27 protein-coding genes are annotated in these 26,109 nt (G+C 62.0%); 17 read left to right on the forward strand and 10 right to left on the reverse strand.

Annotated features, from left to right (window positions below; translation table 11 throughout):
- The first annotated feature begins 82 nt into the window (after positions 1-82).
- The gene (locus BM267_RS15870; protein WP_036992953.1) at positions 83-607 is read left to right on the forward strand and encodes an acyloxyacyl hydrolase; all 525 of its coding nucleotides are present in this window, start codon (positions 83-85) and stop codon (positions 605-607) included.
- Between the two features lie 54 nt (positions 608-661).
- Here the strand turns inward: BM267_RS15870 and BM267_RS15875 are convergent, their stop codons facing one another.
- Complete coding sequence (locus BM267_RS15875) at positions 662-1,183, reverse strand: DUF2878 domain-containing protein (RefSeq protein WP_036992952.1); 522 nt, start codon at positions 1,181-1,183, stop codon at positions 662-664.
- A 196-nt stretch (positions 1,184-1,379) separates the two neighbouring features.
- On the opposite strand from BM267_RS15875, the gene hemH reads away from it, so the two are divergent.
- A complete protein-coding gene (gene hemH, locus BM267_RS15880) occupies positions 1,380-2,399 on the forward strand; it encodes a ferrochelatase (protein WP_051611389.1) in 1,020 nt (339 codons plus the stop codon).
- Between the two features lie 18 nt (positions 2,400-2,417).
- On the opposite strand, the gene BM267_RS15885 is transcribed toward hemH, so the two are convergent.
- Positions 2,418-3,056, reverse strand: a complete 639-nt coding sequence (locus tag BM267_RS15885; RefSeq protein ID WP_036992950.1) for a LysE family translocator — start codon at positions 3,054-3,056, stop codon at positions 2,418-2,420.
- Positions 3,057-3,115: 59 nt separating this feature from the next.
- Between BM267_RS15885 and BM267_RS15890 the strand changes: the two genes are divergently transcribed.
- The 6 genes from BM267_RS15890 to BM267_RS16945 all read left to right on the forward strand — a co-directional run bounded on the left by BM267_RS15890 (position 3,116) and on the right by BM267_RS16945 (position 9,289).
- Positions 3,116-4,072 carry a 2-hydroxyacid dehydrogenase gene (locus BM267_RS15890; protein WP_051611387.1) on the forward strand — a complete coding sequence of 319 codons (957 nt, stop codon included), beginning with the start codon at positions 3,116-3,118 and terminating at the stop codon, positions 4,070-4,072.
- Between the two features lie 156 nt (positions 4,073-4,228).
- On the forward strand, positions 4,229-4,714 hold the full coding sequence (gene pilV, locus BM267_RS15895; RefSeq protein WP_051611385.1) for a type IV pilus modification protein PilV: 486 nt from the start codon (positions 4,229-4,231) through the stop codon (positions 4,712-4,714).
- Positions 4,711-5,496, forward strand: a complete 786-nt coding sequence (locus tag BM267_RS15900) for a prepilin-type N-terminal cleavage/methylation domain-containing protein (RefSeq protein WP_036992948.1) — start codon at positions 4,711-4,713, stop codon at positions 5,494-5,496. Before pilV ends, BM267_RS15900 begins: the two co-directional genes overlap by 4 nt.
- A 12-nt stretch (positions 5,497-5,508) precedes the next feature.
- Positions 5,509-6,009, forward strand: coding sequence for a pilus assembly PilX family protein (locus BM267_RS15905; RefSeq protein ID WP_036992946.1), 501 nt, complete (start codon positions 5,509-5,511; stop codon positions 6,007-6,009).
- On the forward strand, positions 5,990-8,875 hold the full coding sequence (locus tag BM267_RS15910; RefSeq protein ID WP_051611382.1) for a PilC/PilY family type IV pilus protein: 2,886 nt from the start codon (positions 5,990-5,992) through the stop codon (positions 8,873-8,875). The genes BM267_RS15905 and BM267_RS15910 overlap by 20 nt, the downstream gene beginning before the upstream one ends.
- Before the next feature lie 9 nt (positions 8,876-8,884).
- Positions 8,885-9,289: a type IV pilin protein gene (locus BM267_RS16945; protein ID WP_036992944.1), complete on the forward strand. Its 405-nt coding sequence runs from the start codon at positions 8,885-8,887 to the stop codon at positions 9,287-9,289.
- Positions 9,290-9,293: 4 nt separating this feature from the next.
- Here the strand turns inward: BM267_RS16945 and BM267_RS15920 are convergent, their stop codons facing one another.
- A complete protein-coding gene (locus tag BM267_RS15920) occupies positions 9,294-10,547 on the reverse strand; it encodes a uracil-xanthine permease family protein (RefSeq protein ID WP_051611380.1) in 1,254 nt (417 codons plus the stop codon).
- A complete protein-coding gene (gene upp, locus BM267_RS15925; protein WP_036992942.1) occupies positions 10,547-11,188 on the reverse strand; it encodes a uracil phosphoribosyltransferase in 642 nt (213 codons plus the stop codon). Before upp ends, BM267_RS15920 begins: the two co-directional genes overlap by 1 nt.
- A 203-nt stretch (positions 11,189-11,391) precedes the next feature.
- Here upp and BM267_RS15930 point away from each other — a divergent pair, with 203 nt between their 5' ends.
- On the forward strand, positions 11,392-11,949 hold the full coding sequence (locus BM267_RS15930; RefSeq protein ID WP_036992941.1) for a hypoxanthine-guanine phosphoribosyltransferase: 558 nt from the start codon (positions 11,392-11,394) through the stop codon (positions 11,947-11,949).
- Here the strand turns inward: BM267_RS15930 and dauA are convergent, their stop codons facing one another.
- On the reverse strand, positions 11,950-13,683 hold the full coding sequence (dauA, locus tag BM267_RS15935) for a C4-dicarboxylic acid transporter DauA (protein WP_036992940.1): 1,734 nt from the start codon (positions 13,681-13,683) through the stop codon (positions 11,950-11,952).
- A gap of 73 nt (positions 13,684-13,756) precedes the next feature.
- Here dauA and BM267_RS15940 point away from each other — a divergent pair, with 73 nt between their 5' ends.
- The 3 genes from BM267_RS15940 to BM267_RS15950 all read left to right on the forward strand — a co-directional run bounded on the left by BM267_RS15940 (position 13,757) and on the right by BM267_RS15950 (position 15,297).
- On the forward strand, positions 13,757-14,248 hold the full coding sequence (locus tag BM267_RS15940; RefSeq protein WP_036992939.1) for a hypothetical protein: 492 nt from the start codon (positions 13,757-13,759) through the stop codon (positions 14,246-14,248).
- A gap of 86 nt (positions 14,249-14,334) precedes the next feature.
- The gene (locus BM267_RS15945; protein ID WP_036992938.1) at positions 14,335-14,637 is read left to right on the forward strand and encodes a PA4642 family protein; all 303 of its coding nucleotides are present in this window, start codon (positions 14,335-14,337) and stop codon (positions 14,635-14,637) included.
- A gap of 75 nt (positions 14,638-14,712) precedes the next feature.
- Positions 14,713-15,297 carry a YajG family lipoprotein gene (locus BM267_RS15950; protein ID WP_036992937.1) on the forward strand — a complete coding sequence of 195 codons (585 nt, stop codon included), beginning with the start codon at positions 14,713-14,715 and terminating at the stop codon, positions 15,295-15,297.
- A gap of 46 nt (positions 15,298-15,343) precedes the next feature.
- Here the strand turns inward: BM267_RS15950 and BM267_RS15955 are convergent, their stop codons facing one another.
- From BM267_RS15955 to gatC, 5 genes are all read right to left on the reverse strand, one after another.
- The gene (locus BM267_RS15955; protein ID WP_051611379.1) at positions 15,344-17,407 is read right to left on the reverse strand and encodes a BCCT family transporter; all 2,064 of its coding nucleotides are present in this window, start codon (positions 17,405-17,407) and stop codon (positions 15,344-15,346) included.
- An 86-nt stretch (positions 17,408-17,493) separates the two neighbouring features.
- Positions 17,494-17,958, reverse strand: coding sequence for a septal ring lytic transglycosylase RlpA family protein (locus tag BM267_RS15960; RefSeq protein WP_235818300.1), 465 nt, complete (start codon positions 17,956-17,958; stop codon positions 17,494-17,496).
- Positions 17,951-19,396, reverse strand: a complete 1,446-nt coding sequence (gene gatB, locus BM267_RS15965) for an Asp-tRNA(Asn)/Glu-tRNA(Gln) amidotransferase subunit GatB (protein WP_036992936.1) — start codon at positions 19,394-19,396, stop codon at positions 17,951-17,953. The genes BM267_RS15960 and gatB overlap by 8 nt, the downstream gene beginning before the upstream one ends.
- Before the next feature lie 18 nt (positions 19,397-19,414).
- On the reverse strand, positions 19,415-20,866 hold the full coding sequence (gatA, locus tag BM267_RS15970) for an Asp-tRNA(Asn)/Glu-tRNA(Gln) amidotransferase subunit GatA (RefSeq protein ID WP_036992933.1): 1,452 nt from the start codon (positions 20,864-20,866) through the stop codon (positions 19,415-19,417).
- A 41-nt stretch (positions 20,867-20,907) separates the two neighbouring features.
- Positions 20,908-21,195: an Asp-tRNA(Asn)/Glu-tRNA(Gln) amidotransferase subunit GatC gene (gene gatC / locus BM267_RS15975; RefSeq protein WP_036992930.1), complete on the reverse strand. Its 288-nt coding sequence runs from the start codon at positions 21,193-21,195 to the stop codon at positions 20,908-20,910.
- Positions 21,196-21,455: 260 nt separating this feature from the next.
- Between gatC and mreB the strand changes: the two genes are divergently transcribed.
- The 5 genes from mreB to rng all read left to right on the forward strand — a co-directional run bounded on the left by mreB (position 21,456) and on the right by rng (position 26,093).
- Positions 21,456-22,493, forward strand: coding sequence for a rod shape-determining protein MreB (mreB, locus tag BM267_RS15980; RefSeq protein WP_036992928.1), 1,038 nt, complete (start codon positions 21,456-21,458; stop codon positions 22,491-22,493).
- A 124-nt stretch (positions 22,494-22,617) separates the two neighbouring features.
- Positions 22,618-23,532 carry a rod shape-determining protein MreC gene (gene mreC / locus BM267_RS15985; RefSeq protein WP_235818301.1) on the forward strand — a complete coding sequence of 305 codons (915 nt, stop codon included), beginning with the start codon at positions 22,618-22,620 and terminating at the stop codon, positions 23,530-23,532.
- Positions 23,522-23,995: a rod shape-determining protein MreD gene (mreD, locus tag BM267_RS15990; protein ID WP_036992925.1), complete on the forward strand. Its 474-nt coding sequence runs from the start codon at positions 23,522-23,524 to the stop codon at positions 23,993-23,995. Before mreC ends, mreD begins: the two co-directional genes overlap by 11 nt.
- Positions 23,985-24,581, forward strand: a complete 597-nt coding sequence (locus BM267_RS15995; RefSeq protein WP_136870146.1) for a Maf family protein — start codon at positions 23,985-23,987, stop codon at positions 24,579-24,581. Before mreD ends, BM267_RS15995 begins: the two co-directional genes overlap by 11 nt.
- A gap of 54 nt (positions 24,582-24,635) precedes the next feature.
- Positions 24,636-26,093, forward strand: coding sequence for a ribonuclease G (gene rng / locus BM267_RS16000; RefSeq protein ID WP_036992924.1), 1,458 nt, complete (start codon positions 24,636-24,638; stop codon positions 26,091-26,093).
- Positions 26,094-26,109: the final 16 nt, after the last annotated feature.

The raw sequence follows: 26,109 nt of genomic DNA on the forward strand, positions 1-26,109 counted from the left end.
TCGAAGACTGCCTCTGAATCGACCGCGCTTCAGAGGCAGTCTTCGACTACGGTGAAATCAACCATCGCAAGGAAAATACGAGATGAAGAAAACTGCCTTGGCACTATCCTGCGCTCTGTCTGCGCTGTGCAGCGTTCCCGCTGCCCATGCCTTGGACGGTATCACGCTGCAGATCGGTGAGTCTTCCGAGAACACCACCACCTACCGGATCGGAGCGGAGTTCGAATTCGGCCGAACCCTATGGCAAAGCCAGTCGGGCGGTGTGCAGCTGGATGGTTACTGGGATGCCGGAGTGACTCGCTGGAGCAGCCTGGATGCGACCAGTCTGACCCTCACTCCCATGTTTCGACTGAGTTTCGGTGCCAGTGACGGCGGCGTGACGCCTTTCCTGGAAGGCGGCATTGGCGCCTCCTATTTCACCGACACCAACCTGGGTGATCAGGACCTGGGCGGCAAGTTCCAGTTCGAAGATCGTCTGGGCGCAGGCTTGAAGTTTGCCAGCGGCTCGGAAGTGGGCGTGCGCTACTACCACTACTCCAACGCCGGCCTCAAGCAGCCGAACGACGGTATCGACATGGCTGCGCTGTACTATCGCCTGGGGTTCTGACCCGGAGAGGGCATGGATGCCCGCCAGTCCCTTTCACCAGCTCTTCCGGCTTCCTCAGTTTCTCGACCGCGTCACACCGTATTGCTCCCGGTACAACTGGGCAAAGCCATGCAGCAGCGGCAGCATGATCGCCCAGGCCAGCGCGATGAGTAACAACCCCGGTATCAAGCTGAGGGTCAGGGAGACATCCTCCCGTTGCACAATCACCCCGTACAGCAAGGGCCCGGCGACCGCGCCCAACAGGCTGGCGCGCCACCAGGGGCGGGCGCTCCAACGTAAAGCATGATTGAGCGTGGTGCCTATCAAGGCCCAGCCGAGCACCAGCCACAAAGGGGCCAGAACCTCATGGCCGCGAATTGCCAGCCAGCCCATTTGCAGCATCAGTGAATCCAGTACCGCACCGGCCAACAGGCAGGACACCACCAATTTTCCTTCGGCGGCCCAGTTGCTGATATGGAAAAAATGCACCAGCAGCGCCGCCCCGGGAATCAATAACCAGGCGCTGTTACCGCCCAGCACGCAGGCCAGCCAGCCGCTAACGAACAGCAGAGCATTGAACAGGTTCTTTGCTGGCATGGGTGAACATTCTCCATTGGCTGGTTATCCGGTTCGGCGATCGTCCCGGAATCGACGTTCGGCTGCAAGGGGCGCGGGCGATATGTTCAGGCAATGATGTCCATAGCCATGGCGACAGGGTAAAACCCGCGCCGGCAGGGTACAATCCGGGTTTTCCACCCACCTGCAGATATTGATGTCACAAGGGGAAAGCCTGATGTCCGACCGAGGGATCCTGTTACTGAATCTGGGTTCACCCGCCAGCACCGAGGTGGCGGATGTGCGTCGTTATCTCAATCAGTTTCTGATGGACCCTTGTGTGGTGGATCTACCCTGGCCGGCGCGTCGGCTGCTGGTCAGCCTGATCCTGCTGCGACGTCCGCGTGAGTCCGCGGCGGCTTATGCGTCGATCTGGTGGGAAGAAGGCTCGCCGCTGATCGTCATCAGCCGCCGGGTGCGCGATCAGTTGCGCGCCCGGTTGGATATGCCGGTAGAGTTGGCCATGCGTTACGGTGAGCCATCGGTGGAGCAGGGCATCCTGGCGCTGGCCGGGCAGGGCGTGGGCGAGATCCTGTTGATGCACCAGTATCCGCAGTTCGCCGACAGCACCATCACCACCTCCATCCGCGAAGCACAGCGGGTCATCCGCAAGCACGACCTCAAGGTGCGGCTGACGGTACTGCCGGCTTTTCATGGCCGGCAGGATTACCTGGACAGCCTGGTCGCCAGTGCCCAGCCCCATTTGCAGCAGGGCTTCGATCACTTGCTGTTCAGCTACCACGGTCTGCCGGAACGCCACCTGCGCAAGGCCGATCCCACCGGCAACCATTGCCTGTCCAGCGCCGATTGCTGCGCTCGCCCGTCGCCGGCGCATGCCACCTGCTACCGCGCCCAGTGCCGGGCGGTCAGCCATGCCTTTGCCGAGCAGATGGGCTTGCAGCCTGACCAGTGGAGCATGGCGTTCCAGTCCCGGCTGGGGCGTGACAAGTGGATCGAGCCCTACACCGAGGAAACGCTGGACGAACTGGCGGCCCGGGGCGTGAAGCGGCTGCTGGTGATGTGCCCGGCCTTTACCGCCGATTGCATCGAGACGCTGGAGGAGATCGGTGACCGTGGCCGCGAGCAATTCATCGAGGCGGGCGGGGAAGAGCTGGTGCTGGTGCCATGCCTTAACGATCACCCGCAATGGATGGACACGCTGGCTCACTGGGCGCGCACCGAGCCGGTCAGCGCCTGATCGTACCGGTGGGGTGGCTCAGGCGCGCTTGAGCCACTCCGACAGGGCCAGATGCAGCCCCAGCGCCACCAGCACCGCGCCCATCAACCGATCGAACCAGTGGCCCATACGCGCAAAGCTGCTGCGCACGCGCGGTTGGCTGAACAGCAGCGCTACCAGGCAGAACCACAACCCCGTGGCCGCCGCCAGATAAATTCCGTAGCCCGCCTGGACCAGTAGTGGCGTCTGGGGGCTGATGACCAGCGTGAATACCGACAGAAAGAACAGCGTCGCCTTGGGATTCAGGCCATTGGTGATGAAACCATTGACGAAGGCCTTGCGCGCCGGCATCGCTACTGTTGCCAACGCCACCTCACCCGTGCTGCTGGCTTGCGGGCGGGCGCGCAGCGCCTTGATGCCGATATACAGCAAATAGGCCCCGGCAAGCAGCTTCAGCGCATTGAACAGCCATACCGACTGCGACACGATGATGCCAATGCCCAGTAGTGAATAAGCGACATGCAGGAAAATGCCTGCGCCGATCCCCGCCGCGGTGATCAACCCGGTCTTGCGTCCCGCGCTCACACTGTTGCGGATGACCACGGCAAAATCCGGCCCCGGACTGATTACCGCCAGCAGGTGGATCATTGCCACCACCAGAAACTCGTTCAGATACAATGGACTGCTCCGGTCAAAACCGCCATTCTAAACCAGCCTCAGTCGAAACGGGTTCCGAGATGAATAAACTGTCAGTGGTATTTTTGGATCAGGCGTCATTGGATCAGGGTGATCTGGATATGCAGGCGCTGCACGACGCCGCAGCGACCTTGACGCTGTACCCCGCCACCATGGCGGAGCAGGTGGCTGAACGTATCGCCGACCATCAGGTAGTGATCACCAACAAGGTGATGATCGACGAGCAGGCCATGCAGGCCTGTCCGCAGTTGCAACTTATCCTGGTATCCGCCACCGGAACCAATAATGTCGATCTGGAAGCGGCCCGCAAACGGGGTATCACGGTCTGCAACTGCCAGGCCTATGGCACCCCGTCGGTGGCGCAGCATGCGCTGATGCTCATGTTGGTACTCATTACCCGCTTTGAATCCTACCGTCAGGCCGTGCGTGACGGTGCCTGGCAGCGCAGCAATCAGTTCTGCCTGCTGGATTACCCCATCGGTGAGTTGTCTGGCCGCACCCTGGGCATTCTCGGTTATGGGGAGCTGGGACAGGAAGTCGGTCGACTGGCCAGTGCCTTCGGGATGAACATCCTGGTCGGCTCGTTGCCGGGCCGCGAACACCCCGACCGTCCGCCCCTGGCCGAGCTGCTGCCCCAAGTCGATGTGCTCAGTCTGCATTGCCCGCTCACCGAGCAGACCCGGCACCTGATCGGTGCCGAGCAACTGGCACTGATGAAGCCAGGCAGTCTGCTGATCAACGCCGGGCGCGGTGGGCTGGTGGACGAGCAGGCGCTGGTCGACAGTCTGCGCAGCGGCCATCTGGGTGGGGCTGGATTCGATGTGCTGACCACCGAACCGCCGGTCAATGGCAACCCGCTGCTCGACGACTCCGTACCCAACCTGGTGGTGACGCCGCACAGTGCCTGGGGCAGCCGGGAAGCGCGCCAGCGGATTGTCGGTCAGTTGGTGGGCAGCCTGGTGGATGAGGTCCAGCGGGAACAGCGCCGCATTGTCTGAGTGAACCGGTCCACAGATTCGCCATGACGGGTTTCACAGATTGATCAGGTCCACTCCTTTGGGTGGTGCGCGAAGCGGCGGGCATCGATAATTTTCCAGCCTCGATCAGGAGCAGGCTTTCCCTGAGCCATAGTCTGCTTCTGATGAGGACCTGTCATGGACAAGGAACGACCGACGCCGCGTCGGGTAGCCCGTCTGTGGAGTGCGGCCACCGCCCAGCGCGGCGTCAGCCTGCTGGAAGTGCTGGTAGCGGTGTTGGTGCTGGCCATCGGCGTGTTAGGTGCCGTCTCCCTGCAGATCAATGCGCTACGCTACAACGCTAGTGCCGCCTACAACACCCAAGCCAGCTTTCTCGCCTACGACATGCTCGATCGCATGCGGGCGAATGCCGATAACCTTTCCAGCTATACCATCAACATCAATTCGGCTTGTGCGGACAGCAGCCCCGGCGCATCGATCCTGGCAACTGATCGACAGGACTTCGCCCACGCGGTGAGTTGTCTGCTGCCAGGCGGCTACGGTAGCGTCGCCGTCAATGGCAACCTCGCCACCGTCACCATCGGCTGGTCGGAAGAGCGGATCGTCGCCGCCGCCGGCAACACGGAATTCGTCATTTCCTCGATGATTCGGGGTGATCTGTGAGTCGCCGCCTGTCAGGCCGCCCAGCCAGCGGGTTTGGCCTGGTCGAGTTGATGATCGCGATGACGCTCGGGCTGATTCTGATTCTCGGGGTGTCGCACATATTCATCGCTGGCAAGCAGAGCTTCGTGCTCCAGCAGCACACCGCCGCGCTGCAGGAAAACGCTCGCTTTGTACTCAGTCGGATCAGCCGCGACCTGCGCCAGGCTGGCATGTTCGGCTGCCTGGATATGTCCCGCCTACCGGCGGCCACCCGCAGCCAGTTGCCGGTGGAGTTCGCCGCGCCCGTCAGTTTTTCCAGTAGCGTGCTCAAGGTGATCAGCGCCGTGCCGGTACACGACCGGATAACGGCCAGCGGCACCCGCCAGGCTACCGATTACGGCGCCCAGTGGCTGCTGGCAACCAACTGCCTGGATGAGCTGCGTATCGCATCGGGTAATACCAGCCTGGCGGTCGAACCAGGCGACTTGCTCATTCCCATCCGCCAGATCGAGTACCGCCTGGATCAGCACCGGCTGCAGACCCGACTCAACGACAGCGGCAACTTCGAAGTGCTGATCGACGAGGTCGCCGGGTTCGATCTGCAATTCGGGCTGGCGGCCACGGCGGCGGACCGGACGGTGGACGGCAACTATGTAACCACGGTAGCTGCGGCGGACAGCGAGCGTATCCGCAGTATCCGCATTGCCCTCAACTTCAGCGACAACCCGGCCAATACCAGCGCTGGTCAGGTTCGGCTCCAGCAATACACGCTGGTGACCGCGCTGCGCAACCGACTGGACTGAACGGAGGCAAGCATGACATCCGGTAATTCACATGCGGCTCAGGCCGGCTCTGCCTTGGTCATCAGCATGGTGCTTCTGTTGCTGACCACGCTGACCGCCTTGGCAGGCATCAGAACCTCCACTGGTCAGGAACGCATGGCCCACAACGTCAAGCTCAAGAACGACAGCTTCCAGGCGGCGGAAAGCGGTATGCGCCATGTCGAACAGCAGGTTCGCAGCAATACCTTGCTGCTGCCCCTGGCCATCTGCAGTCAGGCCGCCTGCGAGCTGCCTGCACCGGCGCTTGATCCCGATCATCGGACAGCACCGGGCGCGGATTGGGTCGCGATACCGTCCTCGGTGGCGGGCAACGGTATGACCGCCTGGTATCGCATCGTGCGCCTCGGCGACAGCGCCATTCCCGCCAATGTGACCGCGGCTGCGCCTAGCACGCTGTACCGCATTTCGGTAGTCAGCCACAAGGGCGCCACACGGACAGTACTGGAGAGTATCTATGCCTTCACACGGATTTGAAGCCCGGCGCCTGCGCGGTGTGGCTATAGGGCTGGCGCTGGGGTTGCTAACAGCCTTGCCAGCGCAGGCCTTCAGCCCGCTGAGCGGGCCGGTGTTATCCGCCTCGGCGGTGGCGCCCAACGTGCTGGTGTTGTTCGACAACTCCTCCAGCATGGTGCTGAACTCAATCGGTGGCGAGACCCGCTTGGATATCGCCCGGGAGGTAACCAAGGACGTCATCGCTGCCAACCGGGAACTGCGTTTCGGACTGTTCACCTTTCGTCAGGCGACTGGCAACGACCGGGCTCCAGGTGGTCTGTTGCGCGTGGAAGCGGGGAATATCGCAGCAGGCTTGGGTGATGCTCGCTTCAATCAGCTCAATCAGGCGCTGGACGCGTTGGCCCCGAATACTCGCAACGATCTGACCTGGACGCCGCTCGCAGAAACCTACTACGAAATGACCCGCTACCTGCGGGGCATGCGCGCCTTTTATCCGCAGAGCCAACCCGAGTCCCAGCGCGAGCAGTTCCGAAGCCCCATTCAGTACCGCTGCCAGAAGAACTTTGGTCTGGTAGTGACTGACGGCCTGCCCACTTATGATGCCGAGTTCCCTACCACCCTGGCGCAGGAGCCAGACGGCAATAATCCCACGCTGAGCGGTGCGTTCAACCTGCCAGACTGGGATGGAGACGGTGCTGATATTACTGGCTCCGAAAGCAGTGAGGGCGGCACCTTCTACCTGGATGATATCGCCCGCTTTGCCTACGAGATCGACATGCGAACCACGGGCACCGACCAGGCCGGGCAAAGCTGGAATGATGCCCAGTTTCCCCGGCAGAGCCTGCAGACCTATACCGTGGGGTTTGCCCTGGACGATCCCCGGCTCAGGCAAACCGCCACCGCGGGAAACGGCCGCTACTTCACGGCCACCAATCGCCAGCAACTCAAGGAAGCGCTCAGCAGCGCACTGCAGGAAATCATCGCCTCGGCGGGCTCGGGTGGTGGCGCGGTTACCGACAGTCAGCAGCTCAGTGCCGGGGTCAGCCGCTATTATCAGACCCGGTTCGACCCCCAGGATTGGAGCGGCAGCCTGCATGCCTACAGCATGAATGGTACGGGTGAGCCGGATACCTTGTTGTGGTCCACCGACCAGACCTTTACTCCCGGTACGCAGGCCGGTGCATTCCAGACCTGGCGCAGTGCGCAGGGCAACTCACCGGCGGGCCCGGTGACCTTGGGTGCCAATACCTGGGCCATGCTGCCTGTTTCACAGCAGGCAGTGCTGGACGCCGAGGCGTTGCTGGCCGGCCTGACCGGCAACAATGCCGCGCAGCGTTTGCTCAATTGGGCGCGGGGGAGTGCAGATGCCGACCTGCGCCAGCGCAGCCGATTGCTGGGCGATATCATCAACTCGGCACCGGTGCTGGTGGGTGCGGGTCATCATGCTGGACGCGATCAAAGTGCCGCTTATCGTAACTACCTGCAGGACCGGCGCAACCGCATGCCCGAGGCCCTGGTGTTCGGGGCCAATGACGGCTTCCTGCGCCTGTTCGATACCAACGGTGCGCATCTGTACTCCTACCTGCCTGCGGCCTTGCATCACACCCTGGGTACCCGCGCTCGCAGTGATTATGGTGCCGGCAATCATCACCGCTCCGGAGTGGATGGGCGGGTGGTGGTAGCTGATGCCAAGCTCGGCGCGCACTGGAGCACGCTCGCCGCCAGTGGTCTGGGCGCCGGTGGCAAGGGGCTGTTCGTCGTCCGCTTGTTCGACGCTGCCCAGGGCAGCAGCGCACGTGGCGCACTCTGGGAAGCCGACGCCAGCCAGATAGCGGCCATCGGGCATATCTATGGGCGGCCGGTCATGGCTCAATTGCACGGTCGCAGCGTGCTCATTACCGGTAACGGTTACGGCAGCGCGGCGGGGGGCGGGGCGTTGCTGATTTTCGATATGCTCACCGGTGACCTGCTCAGCCAACTGGATGTGACCGCGCGCGCAGGCTCGACGAACGGCAACGGGCTATCCGCCCCGGCGCTGCAATTCGATGCGGCTGGCGAGGTCCGTGCGGTCTTTGCCGGCGACCTGCATGGGCAGCTGTGGAAGTTCGATTTGACTGATCCGGCCCCGGCCAACTGGACGGTAGCTCATAACGGCACGCCTTTATTCACTGCAGCGGCAGGCCAACCGATTACGGTACAGCCCCAGCTTCATCCCGGCATGATTGGTGGTGCAGATCTGGTTCTGTTCGGCACTGGTGCCTTTATGCAGGCCGCCGACCTGATCGACACCACGGCCCAGGCATTCTATGCGGTGCTCGATATACCGACCGTACCGAGCGGCGGTCTGACACCAGCGCTGTTGCAGCAACAGCAGATCGACAGCATGTCCACCGACCCCACCAGTGGCCAGGCCGTGCGCACGGTCAGCCGCCATGCGGTGGACTGGAACTCGCGCTACGGCTGGTATCTGCCGCTGCTGCACAACGGCCAGGCTGAAGGCGAACGGGTTACCCGCGATTTCGTCATCAAGAATGGGCGCGTGCTGTTCACTACCGGGTTTATCAAGAGTGGTACCCTGGATCCCTGCATGACCCAGGCCGGCGGCTGGTTGATGGCGGTAGATCTGGGTACCGGCGGTATGCCGACCCGCGAGGTGCTGGACACCGATGGTGATGGACGGATCGATGACAACGACCTGCCGGCGGCGGGGTTGGAGCTGAACATCGGCCTGCCAGGAGATCTGAATGTTCTGGACCAAGATGAAGATGGCATGCAGACAGGCTGCAGCGGCGAGGTTTATCTGGTGCAGGGATCGAGTGACGTTGCCGTGGTGGCCGGTCGGCCCCACTGCCAGTTCAATCGCATCATGTGGCGACAACTGCAATAGGAGCGGGAAATGCAGTCCGAAACACAACAGGGGTTCACGCTGATTGAAGTAATGATCGTGGTAGTGATCATCGGCATCTTGGCGGCGATTGCCCTGCCGTCATATCAGGAGCATGTTCGCCAGACCCGGCGGGCCGAGGTCTCGGCGGTATTGTTGGAAAATGCCCAGTTGCTGGAGCGTCACTACACCCGCAACGGCGGCTATGACACCGGTACGGTCAACGGGTTGATCGGCCAGAGCCCAGCCAGTGGTACGGCCGTATACACCATAGTGCCGACCCTCACACCGGAAAGCTTCATTCTGACTGCGACAGCGGTATCCGGTGGCATCATGGCGGGGGACGCCTGCGCTACCTATACCCTCAATCAGGTGGGACAGCGCACGCCAGCGGCTAGCAAATGCTGGCGGCGCTGAGCGCTCACTCGGCAGTGGGCGTGACGGGGGCCGGTTTTTCCGCCGGCAACAGCAGATTCAGCAAGATGGCCACCACTCCACAGAGGCTGATGCCCTGTAGGGTAAAGTCCTGGTAACCGATGGCCATACCGCCGATGCCGAATACCAGTGTCACCGAGACGATGCACAGATTGCGCGCCTGACTCAGGTCCACCTGATTGCGGATCAGGGTATTCATACCGACCACGGCAATGGAGCCGAACAGCAGGCAGAGAATGCCTCCCATCACCGGTACCGGCATGGTCAGCAGTACGGCGCCGAACTTCTCGACGAATGCCAGGCCGATGGCGAACACCGCGGCCCAGGTCATCACTGCGGGATTGAAATTGCGCGTCAGCATGACCGCGCCGGTCACTTCCGAGTAAGTGGTATTGGGCGGGCCACCGAGGAAGGCGGCGGTGGAGGTGGCCAAGCCATCTCCCAGCAGGGTGCGTTGCAGGCCCGGCTTGCGAATATAGTCCTTGCCGGTCACCGAGCCGATCGCCAGGACGTCACCGATATGCTCGATGGCCGGGGCGATAGCGACGGGGAGCATGAACAGGATGGCCGGCAGATAGAATTCGGGGAAGACGAAGCCAGGTGTTGCGACCCACTCGGCATTGTCGACAGCGGTAAAGTCCACGACACTCAGAAACCAGGACAGGCCGTAGCCCACGGCAACGCCGGCCATGATCGGAACCAGGCGCAGCACCCCGCGGGCGTACACGGCTACGGCCAGGGTGGTGGCCAGCGACGCCATGGAGATGATCAATGCGGTGGAGTGATCCACCAATTGGATGCTGCCATCCCCGCTCTTGCCGGTAGCCATGTTCACTGCGGTGGCGGCCAGGCCCAGGCCGATGACCATGATGACCGGGCCGACCACGACCGGTGGCAGCAGCCGCTGAATGAAGCCCGGGCCGCGCAGGTGCACCAGCAGGCTCAGCAGGATGTAGGCCAGCCCGGCTACCGCCAGGCCACCCAGGGTCGCCGGTAGCCCCCAGGTCTGGTTGCTATATAGGATGGGTGCGATGAAGGCGAAGCTGGAGGCCAGAAACACTGGCACCTGACGTTGGGTGACGAACTGGAAAATCAGCGTACCGATACCGGCAGTGAACAGCGCTACGCTCGGGCTCATGCCGGTGATCAATGGCATCAACACCAACGCGCCGAATGCCACGAACAACATCTGCGAGCCGGCCAGCACACTGCGCCAGCCGGTCGTGTCCATGTTCTGCATCAATGCACGTCCTTTTGCCGAGTGCCGAAGATCTTGTCGCCCGCGTCGCCCAGACCGGGAATGATATAACCATGTTCGTTCAGGCGCTCATCCACCGAGGCGGTGAAGATCTCCACATCCGGGTGGGCGGCATTGACCCGGAGGATGCCCTCGGGAGCGGCAACCAGCACCAGGGCGCGGATCTCCTGCGCGCCCGCGCGCTTGAGCAGGTCAATGGTGGCAATCATCGAGCTGCCGGTAGCCAGCATCGGGTCGATGATCAGCGCCCGGCGCTGATGCAGTTCGCTGACCAGCTTCTCCAGATAGGTGTCCGCTTCGAGGGTCTGTTCATTGCGCACCATGCCGATCACGCTGACCTTGGCACTGGGGATCAGACTGAGCACGCCGTCGAGCATGCCGAGGCCGGCACGTAGAATAGGCACCACGGTGATCTTCTTGCCCGCCAGCTTCTCCACGCTGACCTCGCCGCACCAGCCATTGATGGTCTGCGGCTCGACAGGCATGTCCTTGGTCGCTTCGTAGGTCAGCAGCGCGGCGACTTCCTGGGCCAGTTCACGAAAATTCTTGGTGCTGATATCGGCGCGGCGCATCAGGCCGAGTTTATGGCGGATGAGGGGGTGGCGGATTTCTTGAATCTTCATCGACAGGTTCCAGGCGGCGGCTAAATGGCATTCAACATGTTCGAAAAGGCGCAAGTGCGACTATTTTCGAAATTGCGTAAAGGGTAAACGAATGTTTTATGCTGGTCATCCGATTCTCTGCGGTCATTCGGCAGATTGCTTGCGTTGCTGGCACCGCTGCAGTATTTTCGCTCCCTTTTTCAAGCCGCCCCCGGAGGTTTTGCATGCCCATCGATCTTGACCACGTCAAGCAGGTCATGAAAGAAGCAGATTGTCTGTACAACCAGCAGCAGATCGAAGCCGCTATGGATAGCATGGCCGCCGATATCACCCAGACCCTGCAGGACAGCAACCCGATCGTCTATAGCGTGATGAATGGTGGGCTGATCATCGCCGGACAACTGCTGACTCGCCTCAATTTTCCGATGGAAGTCGGCTACCTGCACGCGACCCGTTACCGCAACAAGCTGTCCGGTGGCGAGCTGTTCTGGAAGGCGCGTGCCGAGCATTCCCTGGTCGGGCGCAGTGTGCTGATCATCGATGACATTCTTGATGAAGGCCATACCCTGGCGGCAATCGTCGAATATTGCCGCGATGCTGGTGCTGAACAGGTATTGACCTGCGTATTGCTGGACAAGCGCCATGACCGCAAGGCCTATGAAGGCATGCGTGCCGACTTCACCGGCCTGGATGTCGAGGATCGTTATCTGTTCGGCTTCGGCCTCGACTATAAGGGTTACTGGCGCAACGCCGCAGGGATCTACGCGCTGAAGGATCACTGATCAGCCCGGCGCAGCCGCCGCCAATCGTTGCCGGATCATTTGCGCTGCCCGTTGCGGGGTGGCTGCAAAGGTACGCAGACCCCGGCTGGCGCTGAGTCCGGCGCGTTTTAGCTTGAGCCGGATCGGTGCCCGAACGCCCACCAGATAGACTGCTATGCCCCGGTCGGTGAGTCCTTGCACCGCCTTCTCGAACAGTACCAGGGCACTCATATCCATACTTGGCACGCTGCGCATATCGATTACCACATAGCGGGTCTGCGGATCGAAGCGACTGATGGCGTCGAGCGCCTTGTCGGCGGCGGCGAAGAACAGCGGGCCATGAATGCGGTACAGCACAACACTATCCGGCAGATCGGCTAATGCCTGATCATGGGCGCGGGGTTGTGCGCCGCCTTCGCTCAGATCCGCCATGCGCTTGATGAACAGCGCCGCAGCCAGCAACAATCCCACACCGACCGCCAGCACCATATCGAACAGTACAGTCAGCAGCAGGCAGATGACCAGCACCAGCACGTCCTGGCGCGGACCGGTGCGCAGCAGGTGCAGCACCCGCTGCGCCTCGCTCATGTTCCAGGCGACGATCAACAGCATGGCTGCCAGCGACGCCATGGGTAGCCAGGCAAAGAGTTTGCCCAGCAACACCACCGCCAGCAGGATGACCAGCGCATGCACCACCCCGGCGATGGGAGAAAAGGCGCCGTTGCGTACGCTGGTGGCGGTGCGGGCAATCGCTGCAGTGGCGGTGATGCCACCGAAAAAGGGCACAACCAGGTTACCCAGGCCCTGGCCTACCAGTTCCGCGTTTGGATCGTGCCGGGTATTGGCCATGCCATCGGCAACCAGCGCGCACAACAGCGACTCGATGGCACCCAGCATGGCCACCGCCAGGGCCGAAGGCAGCAGTTGCTGCAGCAGAGCGAAGTTCACTACCAGCGGTTGACCATCGGCCCCGGGCAGTTGCCAGGGCAGCACCCACTGTGGCGCAAAGGGCGGAATGCCTGCATGGATAACGCCATCGAGCTCATAGCTGAATCGCGCCCCGAGGGTGGCCACCGGCACATCCATGGCCAGCAGCAGCGCACCCAGCAGGCTGCCGACGAGCAGGGCGACCAGGTGGCCGGGAATGCGCCGGGTCAGCCGTGGCCAGAAGATCAGCACCAGCAGGGTCGCGACGCCGACCAAGGTGTCGCCCGGTTGCAGCGAGGGCAGGGCGGTGATCAGCAGTTGCCACTGTTCAAGATAATGGCTGGGTTGTGCCGCCAGCTGCAGGCCGAAGAAATCCTTGATCTGCAAGGTGGCAATCACCACCCCGATCCCGGCGGTAAACCCCATGACCACCGGATAGGGCACGAATTGAATCAAGCTGCCCAGGCGTGCCAGCCCCAGTATCAGCAGAATCAGCCCGGCCATCAGCGTTACCAGCAGCAAACCACCCAAGCCGTACTGTTGGGTGATCGGCAGCAGGATTACCACGAAGGCGGCGGTCGGCCCGGAAATATTGAAACGCGAGCCGCCGCACAGCGCGATGAGCAGGCCGCCGACAATACCGGTATACAAACCATGTTGCGGCGCCACCCCTACCGCAATGGCCAATGCCATCGCCAGGGGGATTGCGATGATGCCGACGGTGATGCCGGCCAATACATCGCTGCGAAAACGAGCAAGAGAATACCCTTGCCGGAAGCTGTCGCGTAGCGCGACAAACAGCGGCAATCTGAACGAACGGCTGGTCATGATCTTTCCCATGTTGACAACGCGGGGGGCGGCTGCCACAACAGATCTTTCTGTCTGCTCGGGAAGCTGTCCCATGAAAATCGGCACCAAGGTATTGACCAGCATACTCCTCGGCACCCTCGCAAGTGTAGTGGCGGCCGCTTCGTCGCCTCTGCCCCATGAAGACTTCATGCCGCCGGATCGCTATGCCGCACGGCAGGACCGTCCAGAGCAGATGTTGCTGGAAGTGGACAACTACCGGCTGACCATCGCCAGCGAATCCCGTCAGGCCGGTACCGGCCGCACGCAGGAAAGCAGCCTCTGGCTGTTTATCGCAGGTCGTTCATTGTTGCGTGGCAGCCAACTGGACAGTGTGCGGGTCGGCTTTATCGACGGCCCCGGCTCACTGCCCCCGGCGCGGCACGAGGCGGCGACTCAGACCCTGACGATGTATTATCCGTTGAGCTACCTGGATACGGTGCGCGGTCTGCTTGAGGGCCCCGGTCCGCATTTCGTGCAGGTCCGCTTTTATGGCAATGGAACGGTATGGGCGGATATCCACGCCGGACCGATCACTGTCAGATGAAAAAGGGCCGGGGAGGCTGCGGTGCTGGTGGCCGCGCGGCCGGATGGTTACAATTCGGGCTTTCCGGATCAGATTGAGGAACTATCGTGCGCAAAGACAAGAAAAAGGTGGTTGGCGAGCCCATGAGTGATGAGCAGGTCGCCGTCTTCATGACCTTTCGTCCCCGTGATGCTGGCGAGTCCGTCGACCTGTACATGTTGACGCGCGCCTATCGTGGCTTGCGTGCCCATGACTTCGCGCGCTTTTTAGAGATGTTCCAGGCCGCTGGCCATGACGTGAATGCCGTTGATGCCGACGGTCGCACCATGCTGCAGATCCTGCGCGAACATGCCCAGGCCGAGGAATACGTCGCGGCACTGGAAGCTGTCGGGGCACGCGCCATTGACTGATGCCATGCGCATTGGATCGGCAAGTCAGGTTCATTCATCTCAGATCTATCCATCCCTCGCTGAAGGAGTGCAAGCATGTTGAAACGTCTGGGTTTCCTGGCGGTAGCGGGACTGGCCGTGGTGTTATCCGGCTGTGCCCATAGTCCGCAGCAATTGAACGTCACGCCGAGCGTGACCATCCCCCTGAGCCAAGTGGCCCGACAGCAGCCGGTGGTGGTCACGGTAAAGGACGGCCGATCCTCACCGGTATTGGGCACGCGCGGCGGCCTGTATCCGGACTCCAGCAATCTGACTATCAGCGAGCAGACGATGCCGCATGTGCGTCAGCAGGTGGAGCAGGCGCTCGGTAAGCTGGGTTTTCAGGTGGTAGCCGAAGGCACGCCCAATGCCAACAGCATGATGGTGAGCCTGGCGGATCTGTCCTACGTCTCGCCGAAGGAAGGGGTGTACGTGACCCAGGCGGATATCGGCGCGGCATTTGCCGTTGAAGTCCGTTCGATGGACCAGCGCTATAACGGCCGTTACAGCGCGTCAGCTCAGCACCGCTTCGGTTATGCGCCGAATCAGGCGACCAATACCCGGCTGGTTACCGAAGTGATGAGCGATGCCCTGTCGCGCATCTTCAAGGATCCGGAAGTCATCCGCATCCTGCAGCAGTAATCCCGCCGTTTACAGCGGGCCGTTATGACGGCCCGCTGTCACCTTCTTACTCTTCCTTGGAATCGTGCGGCGTCTGCAGCATCTCGTCATGCTCGGCCATGTTCCAGGGCAGCACGCCCGGCGTCAGGTGCAGGAAATGCAGGTACTTCTCGAAGTGATCGAGAATGTCACCGATGAGCTCCTGCTGATCGTAGCCATAGACGTCATAGGCCTGGCCACCGCGGCGCAGGAACACCTCGGCCCGGTAGTAATAGCTGTCATCCGCCGCGGTTTCCTCGACCTCTGGATGGGCGAAGGCCGGGCGCAGATAGTCGCGCAGCCGGATCTCGTAGAGGAAGTCCAGTTGCTCCGGCACAATCACTTCCAGATATGCGCGCCGATGCTCTTCGTCATAGTGCACCTCCGCCGGCCAGGATTGGGCCTGCAACCCTTTGGCGACACGGATCATCGCCGTCAGCGCGGTGTCCTTGATAAACAGCTCGACTGCATCCTTTTCCGGGTAGTTGACGATACCGGCCAGGCGCTTCTTCCATAGCGATGTGTTGCTGCCAGTACTGCTGCGGCCTGGTTGCATGCCGGCGCTGACAGTCTGATGGTGGCTTTCGATCACCAGTGCCCGCCACATGCCCAAGGCCGAGATCAGCATGATGATGGCGAAGGGCAGGGCGCTGGCTACTGCCATGCTCTGCAAGGCCTTGAGCCCGCCGGCCACCAGCAGTACCGAAGCCAGAACGCCACTGAGAATGGCCCAGAAACCGCGCTGCCATGCCGGTGTGGCCAGCGCCCCGCCGGAGGCCAGCGAGTCGACCACCAGTGCACCGGAGTCGGCCGAGGTGACGAAGAACAGCGTGATCAGCACCACGGTGATGGTGGAAATGATAGCGGTCAGCGGCAATTGCTCGAACAGTTTGAACAGGGCAATGGCGTTATCCGCCTGTACCTGGTCGATCAGCTCGGAATAGCCCTGGTTGATGATCAGGTGTAGCGCAGTATCGCCGAATACAGAGAACCAGAAGAAGGTGAAGATGGTGGGGACCAGCATCACCCCGAAGACAAATTGGCGAATGGTCCGCCCGCGGCTGATCTTGGCGATGAACAACCCGACGAAGGGGGCCCAGGCGATGGTCCAGCCGAAGATGAACAGCGTCCAGTTGCCGATCCAGTCACTGCGCGAATAGGCCTGCAGATTGAAGGTCCGTTCGACGATGTTGTTCAGATAGCTGCCGGTGTTCTGCAGGAAGGTTTCCAGAATGAAGATGGTCGGCCCGACGAAGAACACGAACAGCATCAACCCGGTGGCCGTTACCATGTTGACCAGGGCCAGGTTCTTGATGCCCCGGTCCATGCCAGCGACCACCGAGCCCATGGTCAGCACGGTGATGCCCGCGATGCAGGCGACCTGAACGCCGGTGCTCACGGGAATCGCCGGCCACAGATAATTGAGCCCGGCGTTGATCTGCGCCACCGACAGCCCGAGTGTGGTGGCAATGCCGAACATGGTGCCGAGAATCGCGAAGGTATCCACCGCATGGCCAATCGGTCCATGGATGCGCTCGCCGATCAGCGGATACAGCGCTGAGCGGATCGACAGCGGCAGACCATGACGGAAGGAAAAGTACGCCAGAACCAGTCCGGTCAGCCCGTAGATCGCCCAGATATGAAAGCCCCAGTGGAAGAAAGCGATCTGCATTGCCTGTTTGGCTGCATCTACGGTGAGCCCTTCGGCACCTTCCGGCGGCTCGGCGTAATGCAGCACCGGCTCGGCCACGCCGAAGAACAACAGGGCAATACCATAGCCGGCGGAAAACAGCATGGCGAACCACGCCGGGAAACTGTATTGCGGCTCGGCATGATCCGGCCCGAGCTTGATATGTCCCCATTTGCTCATCGCCACGATCACGATGAACACCAGGAAGATTGCTACCGACAGCATGTAGAACCAGCCGAAGGTATTGGTGATGTAGCCCAGCACCGAAGAAAACAGCTCTCCTGCCAGTTCGGGTTGGCTGGCAGTACCGATGACCAGTAGCAGGATGAAGAAGAACGCCGGAATGAAGACCGGCAACAGGATGGTGGTATTCCAGAGGCGGGGTCTGGTTGTTTCCGGCATGTGGGGAAGGCTCCTTTGCCTGGATGCGCAGCTTGTGCCGCGGTGTCTGGAGACGGCTTGCCGAAGTATAGCAGCCGCTCTGGACGTCAGGATTCGAGGGTGTCGCAGGTCTCTACCCGGACGCGGGCGATGCCGGCGCGCAGCATGCCCAGTTCCTTGGCGGCGGCGAGCGACACATCGATGATGCGGCTGCCCACGAAGGGGCCACGATCATTGACACGCACGGCGGTGCTACGGCCATTGAACAGGTTGGTGATGCACAGCTGGGTGTCGAACGGCAGGCTGGGGTGCGCTGCCGTCATCGATGTTTCATCGTAGGGTTCGCCGCTGGCGGTACGTCGACCATGCAGGCGGGAGGAATAGTAGGATGCGCGGCCCTCGGCGCTGTAGCTCAGGCCGCCATCCTCATCGTTGAGACTGTCGCCGACAGCGGCGTAGCCGGACATCGACAGCAGGGCCGCCAGCGCCATCTGGCTCAGCCACACCGACTTGTTGCCGGTGCGGCCGGGGCGGGCACGACCTGAGCGCTGGCTAGCCATCGGGTTAGCCATCCAGCTTCTGCTTCAACAACTGGTTGACCTGCTGCGGGTTGGCCTTGCCTTTCGAGGCCTTCATCGCCTGACCGACGAAGAAACCGAACATCTTGCCGCGTTTGGCTTCATCGCTGGCGCGATACTGCTCGACCTGGTCGGCATTGGCCGCCAGCACGTCATCCAGCATGGCTTCGATGGCACCGCTGTCGGTGACCTGTTTCAGGCCTTTGGCTTCGATGATCTGGTCGGCATCACCTTCGCCATCGGCCATGGCTTCGAACACCATCTTGGCGATCTTGCCGGAGATGGTGTTGTCCTTGATCCGCAGGATCATGCCCCCCAACTGGCTGGCGCTGACCGGCGACTGATCGATCTCGATGTCGGATTTGTTGAGCAGGCTGGACAGCTCGCCCATCACCCAGTTGGCGGCCAGCTTGGCATCGCCACAGACGCGCTGCACTTCCTCGAAGTAGTCAGCCAGCTCGCGGCTGGCGGCCAGGACACTGGCATCGTAGGCCGACAGGCCGAATTCGCTCTGGAAACGCTCGCGCTTCTGCTGCGGCAGTTCTGGCAGCTCGCCGCGCACGGTCTCGATGAAGGCCGGCTCGATGACCACCGGCAGCAGGTCCGGATCGGGGAAGTAGCGGTAATCGTTGGCTTCTTCCTTGCTGCGCATGGAGCGCGTCTCGTCCTTGTTCGGGTCGTACAGACGGGTTTCCTGAATCACCGTGCCGCCGTCCTCGATCAGCTCGATCTGCCGCTGTACCTCGGTATTGATCGCCTTCTCGATGAAGCGGAAGGAGTTGACGTTCTTGATCTCGCAGCGGGTACCGAACTCGGCCTGACCCTTGGGCCGTACCGACACGTTGCAGTCGCAGCGCAGCGAGCCTTCGGCCATGTTGCCATCACAGATGCCCAGATAACGCACCAGCGAGTGAATGGTCTTGGCGTAGGCGACCGCTTCCTTGGCGCTGCGCATGTCCGGTTCGGAGACGATTTCCAGCAGCGGGGTGCCGGCGCGGTTCAGGTCGATGCCGCTCATGCCCTGGAAGTCTTCATGCAGGCTTTTGCCGGCATCTTCCTCCAGGTGCGCGCGGGTCACGCCCACGCGCTTGACGGTGCCGTCGTCCAGGGTGATGTCGAGAAAGCCCTTGCCGACGATGGGCAGGTCCATCTGGCTGATCTGGTAGCCCTTGGGCAGGTCGGGATAGAAGTAGTTCTTGCGCGCGAAGACGTTGGTCATGCCGATCTCGGCATCGATCGCCAGGCCGAACTTGACCGCATTGCGCACCGCCTGGGCGTTGAGCACCGGCAGGGTACCGGGCATGCCCAGATCAATCAGGCTGGCCTGGGTGTTGGGTTCGGCGCCGAAGCTGGTGGCGCTGCCCGAGAAGATCTTCGAGGCGGTGGTGAGCTGGGCATGAATTTCCAGCCCGATAACGATTTCCCATTGCATGATCTGTCCTCAATCCTCTCAGATGCCGGCCGGAGCGCGGGTGTGCCAGTCGGTGTGCTGCTGGTACTGATGCGCAACATTCAGCAGGCGGGCCTCGCTGAAATAAGGGCCCAGCAGCTGCATGCCGATCGGCAGGTCGCCAGCGAAGCCGGCCGGCAGGGCGATGCCCGGTACGCCGGCGAGGTTGGCGGTGATGGTATAGATATCGGTCAGATACAGACTCACCGGATCGTCGATCTTCTCGCCAATACGAAACGCCGGAGTGGGCGAGGTCGGGCACAGGATGACATCCACCTGCTCGTAGGCGGCCATGAAGTCGTTCTTGATCAGCCGCCGAACCTTCTGCGCCTGCAGATAGTAGGCATCGTAGTAACCCGCAGACAGCGCATAGGCGCCGACCATGATGCGGCGCTTGACCTCGTCACCGAAGCCCTCGGCGCGCGAACGCTTGTACAGGTCGGTCAGATCCGCCGGGTTCTCGCAGCGGTAGCCGAAACGCACGCCATCGAAACGTGACAGGTTGGAGGAGGCTTCCGCCGGGGCAATGATGTAGTAGGCCGGGATGGCCAGCTCGGCATTGGGCAGGCTGATGTCCTTGATCTCGGCGCCCAGGGCCTGGAACTGCTTGACCGCGGCGGCAATGGCGTCGGCGGTGGCGGTATCCAGTCCACTGGCGAAGTATTCCTTCGGCAGACCGATGCGCAGCCCGCTGAGGGGCTGGTTGAGCTCGGCGCTGTAATCCGGCACGGGCTCGTCGACACTGGTGGAGTCCCGCTCATCGAAGCCGGCCATGGCTTGCAGCAGCAGGGCGCAGTCTTCGGCGGTGCGGGCCATCGGGCCGGCCTGATCCAGGCTGGACGCATAGGCGATCATGCCCCAGCGCGAAATCCGACCATAGGTCGGCTTGAGACCGGTCAGTGCGGTGTAGCCCGCCGGCTGGCGGATCGAGCCGCCGGTATCGGTGCCGGTCGCCGCCGCACACAGCCGCGCCGCCACGGCAGCGGCCGAGCCGCCGGAGGAGCCGCCGGGTACATGTTCGGTATTCCACGGGTTGCGTACTGCACCGTAATAGCTGGATTCGTTGGACGAACCCATGGCGAATTCGTCCATGTTGGTCTTGCCCAGGGTCACGGTGCCGGCGGCCAGCAGCCGGGCGGTGACGGTGGACTCATACGGCGCGATGAAGTTGTCGAGCATCTTCGAGCCGCAGCTGGTGCGTATGCCCTGGGTACAGAACAGATCCTTGTGCGCCAGCGGGATGCCGGTCAGCGGACCGGCGTCACCGGCCGCCAGGCGTGCATCGGCGACACGCGCCTGCTCCAGCGCCAGTTCCGGGGTGACGGTGATGTAGCTGTTGAGCGCACCGTCGAACTGCTCGATGCGCTTGAGGTAATGTTCGGTCAGCTCGACGCTGGAAATCGCCTTGCTGTGCAGGGCTTGGGACAAGCCGGCGAGGGTTTTCTCATGCATGTAATTTGTCTCGTTTCAATGCGCGGCAGCAGGGTTCGATATCACTCGATGACCCGGGGTACCAGATACAGGCCCTGTTCGGTGGCCGGCGCAATGGCTTGCAGCGCGTCGCGCTGATTGATTTCGGTAACCGCATCGGTGCGCAGCCGCTGGGTGGTTTCCAGTGGATGGGCGAGCGGCTCGACGCCGCTGGTGTCAACGGCCTGCAATTGATCGATCAAGCCCATGATGCCGGCCAGCTTGTCAGTGGTGGCGGTAATGTCGTCGCCGTGGAGGGCAATGCGCGCAAGATGGGCAATCTGTTCCACGTCAGAGCGGTCTAGGGCCATGTGTTTTCTCCATGAAGCCGGACGATCCGGTGTTATATGCCGATGTTGCCGGGCAAAGGGACGAATTTACCACATCCGCGCCTTGCCCAAAAACCCCGCCATTGTTAGAGTTGCGACACTTCGGGAAGTACCGATCGGTTGCCTGTGTTGGAGTCGTTCCGCCACTCTTCATTTGTGTGTGTCAGTGGCTATTTGCCAGGCAACCTGCATATCAGTGTTTCTTTCATTCAACCCACGTGCCCTCGGGGTATATTCAACGCATGTTCAAAAAAATTCGCGGCATGTTTTCCAGTGACCTGTCCATTGACCTGGGGACTGCCAATACTCTGATTTACGTTCGCGAGCGGGGCATTGTACTGGATGAACCGTCCGTCGTAGCCATTCGCACCCATGGCAACCAGAAAAGTGTGGTGGCGGTCGGTACCGAAGCCAAGCGCATGCTCGGTCGCACGCCCGGCAACATCCAGGCCATTCGCCCGATGAAGGATGGCGTCATCGCTGACTTCAGCGTATGCGAGAAGATGCTGCAGTACTTCATCAACAAGGTCCACGAGAACAGTTTCATCCAGCCCAGCCCGCGCGTCCTGATCTGCGTGCCCTGCAAGTCGACCCAGGTCGAGCGCCGGGCCATTCGCGAATCGGCGCTGGGTGCCGGTGCCCGTGAAGTCTATCTGATCGAAGAGCCCATGGCGGCGGCCATCGGTGCCGGCCTGCCGGTCGAGGAAGCCCACGGCTCCATGGTCGTGGATATTGGTGGTGGTACCACTGAAATCGCGCTGATCTCGCTTAACGGCGTGGTCTACGCCGAGTCGGTGCGGGTCGGTGGCGATCGGTTCGACGAAGCCATCATCACCTATGTACGCCGCAACTACGGCAGCCTGATCGGTGAATCCACCGCCGAGCGCATCAAGCAGGAAATCGGTGTGGCCTTCCCCGGCGGTGAAGTACTGGAAGTGGACGTGCGTGGCCGCAACCTGGCCGAGGGTGTGCCGCGGGCCTTCACCCTGAACTCCAACGAGGTGCTGGAAGCGCTGCAGGAGTCGCTGGCGACCATCGTTCAGGCGGTCAAGAGCGCCCTGGAGCAATCACCGCCGGAGCTGGCCTCGGATATCGCCGAGCGCGGCCTGATCCTGACGGGCGGCGGCGCGCTGCTGCGCGATCTGGACAAACTGCTGAGTCAGGAAACCGGCTTGCCGGTGATCGTCGCCGAAGAGCCCCTGACCTGCGTTGCCCGTGGCGGTGGTCGTGCGCTGGAGATGATGGACCAGCACGCAATGGATCTGCTGTCCACCGAGTGATCGGTGCCATGGCGGCAGGCTTGAGCCTGCCGCAACAGCCTATCCTGCTGCCGCAAGGAGCCCACCCATCAAACCGCTTTTCATCAAGGGCCCGTCACTTGGGGTCCGCTTCCTGGCGCTCACGGTGCTGTCGATTGCGCTGATGGTGGTCGACGCCCGTTTTTCCGCATTGAAACCCCTGCGCTCGCAACTGGGTATGGCGCTCATGCCGCTGTATTACGTGGCCGAGCTGCCGGTGCGCGCCTGGGATACCATCTATCTGCAGTTGACCAGCCGTGCCGATCTGATCGCGGAGAACGAAAGCCTGCGCGCCGAAGCGTTGCTGACCAAACGCAAACTGCAGAAGCTGGCGGCGCTGACCGAGCAGAACGTGCGTCTACGTGAACTGCTCAACTCCTCCGAACTGGTGGATGAACGGGTACTGGTTGCCGAGCTGATCGGCGTCGACCCCAACGCGTTCACCCAGCGCATTCTGATCGACAAGGGCGAGCGCGACGGCGTGTTTCTCGGCCAGCCGGTGCTGGATGCGACCGGCCTGATGGGCCAGGTGGTAGAAGTGTTGCCGTTCAGCGCCCGGGTGCTGTTGATCACCGATTCATCCCACAGCCTGCCGGTGCAGATCAACCGGAACGGCCTGCGCGCCATTGCCAGCGGTACCGGCAGCAGCGATTGGCTGGAGCTGCGCCATGTAGGCGATACCGCTGATATCCGCGTGAATGACATTGTGGTCAGTTCCGGTCTGGGGCAGCGTTTTCCCGCTGGCTACCCGGTCGGTCGGGTAGCGGCGGTGGACCGCGACTCATCGCAACCCTTTGCCGAGGTGCGGGTCGAACCTACTGCGCAGCTCAACCGCAGTCGCTATCTGCTGCTGGTATTCAGCGCGGAAAGTGGTTACGGCGATGTTCTGCCGGCATTGAGCCTCGATAGCGAGGCGGTGGAAGCGGACGCTGGTGACGACGTGGCCCCGACCGACGCGCCGCCGCCGAGCGAGACCCCGCCAGCGGCGCCGGCCGCAGAGGAGCAGAACGATGCGCAGTAGCCTGATCGTGGGACTGACCTTCCTCGCTGCGCTGATCCTCAGCGTGGTACCCATGCCGGCGCCCTTCGATACCGCTCGGCCCATGTGGCTGGCCATGGTCGTGGCCTATTGGGTGATGGCGCTGCCGCATCGGGTCGGCCTGCTGACTGCCTGGGTGGCCGGGTTGGCGATCGATGTGCTGGCCGGAGAACTGTTCGGTCAGAACGCCCTGGTAATGGTCTTGGTAGCCTGGTTGATGCTGCTGCTGTACCAGCGTATCCGGCGTTTTCCGTTGTGGCAGCAGAGTCTGGTAATGCTGCCGGTGCTGGGTATCGCGCAGATGGTAGCGCTGTGGTTGAGCAGTCTGGTCGGTAATCGGCCACCAACGTTATTGTATCTGCTCCCGGCAGTGATCAGTGCGGTGCTCTGGCCCTGGGTATTTTCCGTGCTGCGGGGCGTAAGGCGGCGTTTCCATGTGCTCTGAGTCCACCTTGCCAGTCCATCTGGCTTCGGCATCGCCGCGCCGCCGGGAGTTGCTGGAGCAGATTGGCGTGCCGGTGCAGCGGGTGATATGCGCGGTGGATGAGCAGGTGTTGCCCGGGGAAGCGGCGGCAGACTATGTACAACGGGTGACCCGGGACAAGGTGCGCGCCGGCGTAGCGGTGGCACCGGCTGGGGCGGTGGTGCTGGCCGCGGATACCGCCGTGGTACTCAACGGGCGGATCCTCGGCAAGCCGACTGACCAGGAACATGCCCTGGCCATGCTGCGGGCATTATCCGCCCGGGAGCACCAGGTGATGACCGCCGTGGCGGTGGCCCGTGGCGAGGAGTTGCGCCTGCAGTTGGTTACCACCCTGGTTCGCTTCCGGCCGTTGAGCGACGCGCAGATGCTGGCCTACTGGCAGACCGGCGAGCCGGCGGACAAGGCGGGCGGCTACGGTATCCAGGGGCTGGGCGCTATTTTCATCGAGCATATCGAGGGCAGCTACAGCGCCGTGGTCGGCCTGCCCCTGGCCGAAACCGCAGAGCTTCTCGGAGAATTTTCCATCCCCTGTTGGCAGTTGCGCTGACAGAGCGCGGGCGGGCCGGTATCCTGACTGTCTGACACAGAGGAAGAGGGCTCCATGAGCGAAGAAATCCTGATCAATATCACGCCAATGGAGACCCGGGTCGCGCTGGTGGAAAACGGCGTCCTCCAGGAAGTCCACATCGAGCGGACCCAGCGTCGCGGCATCGTCGGCAATATCTATAAGGGCAAGGTGGTGCGGGTGCTGCCGGGCATGCAGGCGGCCTTCGTGGACATCGGCCTGGAGCGGGCAGCCTTCATTCATGCGTCGGAAATCTCCGAACGTGAAGGCGCTGCGGTCGAGCCGATCAGCGCGCTGGTGCACGATGGCAAGGCGCTGGTGGTGCAGGTTACCAAGGACCCCATCGGCACCAAGGGTGCACGGCTGACCACCCATCTGTCGGTACCCTCGCGCTACTTGGTATACATGCCGCGTACCCCCCATGTCGGCATCTCCCTGAAGATCGATGAAGAAGCTGAGCGCGATCGGCTGCGTGACATCGTCACTCGCTCCGTTGAGCAGGAGGGGGGTGAAGAGCGCGGCGGTTTCATCTTGCGTACCGCCGCTGAAGCCGCCCGCGAAGAAGATATCCTCATTGATATCCGTTATGTGCGCCGCCTGTGGCAGCAGATTCAGCAGCAGATGAATACCGCTCCGGCACCCTCGGTGCTGTATGAGGACCTGCCGCTGGCGCTGCGCACCCTGCGTGATCTGGCCAACCCGCGGTTGGAGAAAATTCGCATCGACTCGCGGGAAACCTTCCAAAAGGTGGAGCAGTTCGTCCATGAGTTGATGCCGGGAGTGGAAGACCTGCTGGAGCATTATCCCGGTGAGCGCCCGATCTTCGATCTGTACGGGATTGAAGATGAGATCCAGAAGGCGCTGGATCGTAAGGTCTTGCTCAAGTCCGGCGGCTATCTGGTGATCGACCAGACCGAGGCGATGACCACCATTGACGTGAATACCGGTGCCTTCGTCGGTCATCGCAATCTGGAAGAGACCATCTTCAAGACCAACCTGGAGGCGGCGACCTCGATTGCCCGGCAGCTACGACTGCGCAACCTGGGTGGCATCATCATCATCGACTTCATCGACATGGAGGATGAGGAACACCGCCGACAGGTACTGCGCACGCTGGAGCGTCAGCTGGAGCGTGATCACGCCAAGACCAACATCATCGGCATCACCGAGCTGGGGCTGGTGCAGATGACCCGCAAGCGCACCCGCGAAAGCCTGGAGCAGATTCTCTGCGAGCCCTGCCCATGCTGCTCGGGGCGCGGCATCCAGCGCACTGCGGAAAGCGTCTGCTACGAGATATTCCGCGAGATCATGCGCGAAGCCCGGGCCTATCAGGCCGGCGGCTATATGGTGCTGGCATCCCAGGCGGTGATCGACCGGCTGCTCGATGAGGAGTCGGGCAATGTGGCTGACCTGGAACTGTTCATCCAGCGGCCGATCAAGTTCCAGGTGGAAACCATGTATACCCAGGAACAATACGACGTGGTGCTGACCTGATCCACCCTGACCGGAG

It is taken from the genome of Halopseudomonas bauzanensis, from assembly GCF_900114735.1.
Classification (GTDB): Bacteria; Pseudomonadota; Gammaproteobacteria; order Pseudomonadales; family Pseudomonadaceae; genus Halopseudomonas; species Halopseudomonas bauzanensis.

Bases quoted from the DNA above. Each gene is read 5' to 3' on its own strand.
- BM267_RS15870 (WP_036992953.1), top strand. From the start codon at position 83: ATGAAGAAAACTGCCTTGGCACTATCCTGCGCTCTGTCTGCGCTGTGC.
- BM267_RS15875 (WP_036992952.1), bottom strand. From the start codon at position 1,183: ATGCCAGCAAAGAACCTGTTCAATGCTCTGCTGTTCGTTAGCGGCTGG.
- BM267_RS15930 (WP_036992941.1), top strand. From the start codon at position 11,392: ATGCCCATCGATCTTGACCACGTCAAGCAGGTCATGAAAGAAGCAGAT.
- pilV (WP_051611385.1), top strand. From the start codon at position 4,229: ATGGACAAGGAACGACCGACGCCGCGTCGGGTAGCCCGTCTGTGGAGT.
- gatA (WP_036992933.1), bottom strand. From the start codon at position 20,866: ATGCATGAGAAAACCCTCGCCGGCTTGTCCCAAGCCCTGCACAGCAAG.
- BM267_RS15950 (WP_036992937.1), top strand. From the start codon at position 14,713: ATGTTGAAACGTCTGGGTTTCCTGGCGGTAGCGGGACTGGCCGTGGTG.
- BM267_RS15995 (WP_136870146.1), top strand. From the start codon at position 23,985: ATGTGCTCTGAGTCCACCTTGCCAGTCCATCTGGCTTCGGCATCGCCG.
- BM267_RS16945 (WP_036992944.1), top strand. From the start codon at position 8,885: ATGCAGTCCGAAACACAACAGGGGTTCACGCTGATTGAAGTAATGATC.
- upp (WP_036992942.1), bottom strand. From the start codon at position 11,188: ATGAAGATTCAAGAAATCCGCCACCCCCTCATCCGCCATAAACTCGGC.
- mreB (WP_036992928.1), top strand. From the start codon at position 21,456: ATGTTCAAAAAAATTCGCGGCATGTTTTCCAGTGACCTGTCCATTGAC.
- BM267_RS15955 (WP_051611379.1), bottom strand. From the start codon at position 17,407: ATGCCGGAAACAACCAGACCCCGCCTCTGGAATACCACCATCCTGTTG.
- BM267_RS15890 (WP_051611387.1), top strand. From the start codon at position 3,116: ATGAATAAACTGTCAGTGGTATTTTTGGATCAGGCGTCATTGGATCAG.
- BM267_RS15920 (WP_051611380.1), bottom strand. From the start codon at position 10,547: ATGCAGAACATGGACACGACCGGCTGGCGCAGTGTGCTGGCCGGCTCG.
- BM267_RS15910 (WP_051611382.1), top strand. From the start codon at position 5,990: ATGCCTTCACACGGATTTGAAGCCCGGCGCCTGCGCGGTGTGGCTATA.
- rng (WP_036992924.1), top strand. From the start codon at position 24,636: ATGAGCGAAGAAATCCTGATCAATATCACGCCAATGGAGACCCGGGTC.
- BM267_RS15960 (WP_235818300.1), bottom strand. From the start codon at position 17,958: ATGGCTAACCCGATGGCTAGCCAGCGCTCAGGTCGTGCCCGCCCCGGC.
- hemH (WP_051611389.1), top strand. From the start codon at position 1,380: ATGTCCGACCGAGGGATCCTGTTACTGAATCTGGGTTCACCCGCCAGC.
- mreD (WP_036992925.1), top strand. From the start codon at position 23,522: ATGCGCAGTAGCCTGATCGTGGGACTGACCTTCCTCGCTGCGCTGATC.
- dauA (WP_036992940.1), bottom strand. From the start codon at position 13,683: ATGACCAGCCGTTCGTTCAGATTGCCGCTGTTTGTCGCGCTACGCGAC.
- BM267_RS15905 (WP_036992946.1), top strand. From the start codon at position 5,509: ATGACATCCGGTAATTCACATGCGGCTCAGGCCGGCTCTGCCTTGGTC.
- gatC (WP_036992930.1), bottom strand. From the start codon at position 21,195: ATGGCCCTAGACCGCTCTGACGTGGAACAGATTGCCCATCTTGCGCGC.
- gatB (WP_036992936.1), bottom strand. From the start codon at position 19,396: ATGCAATGGGAAATCGTTATCGGGCTGGAAATTCATGCCCAGCTCACC.
- BM267_RS15940 (WP_036992939.1), top strand. From the start codon at position 13,757: ATGAAAATCGGCACCAAGGTATTGACCAGCATACTCCTCGGCACCCTC.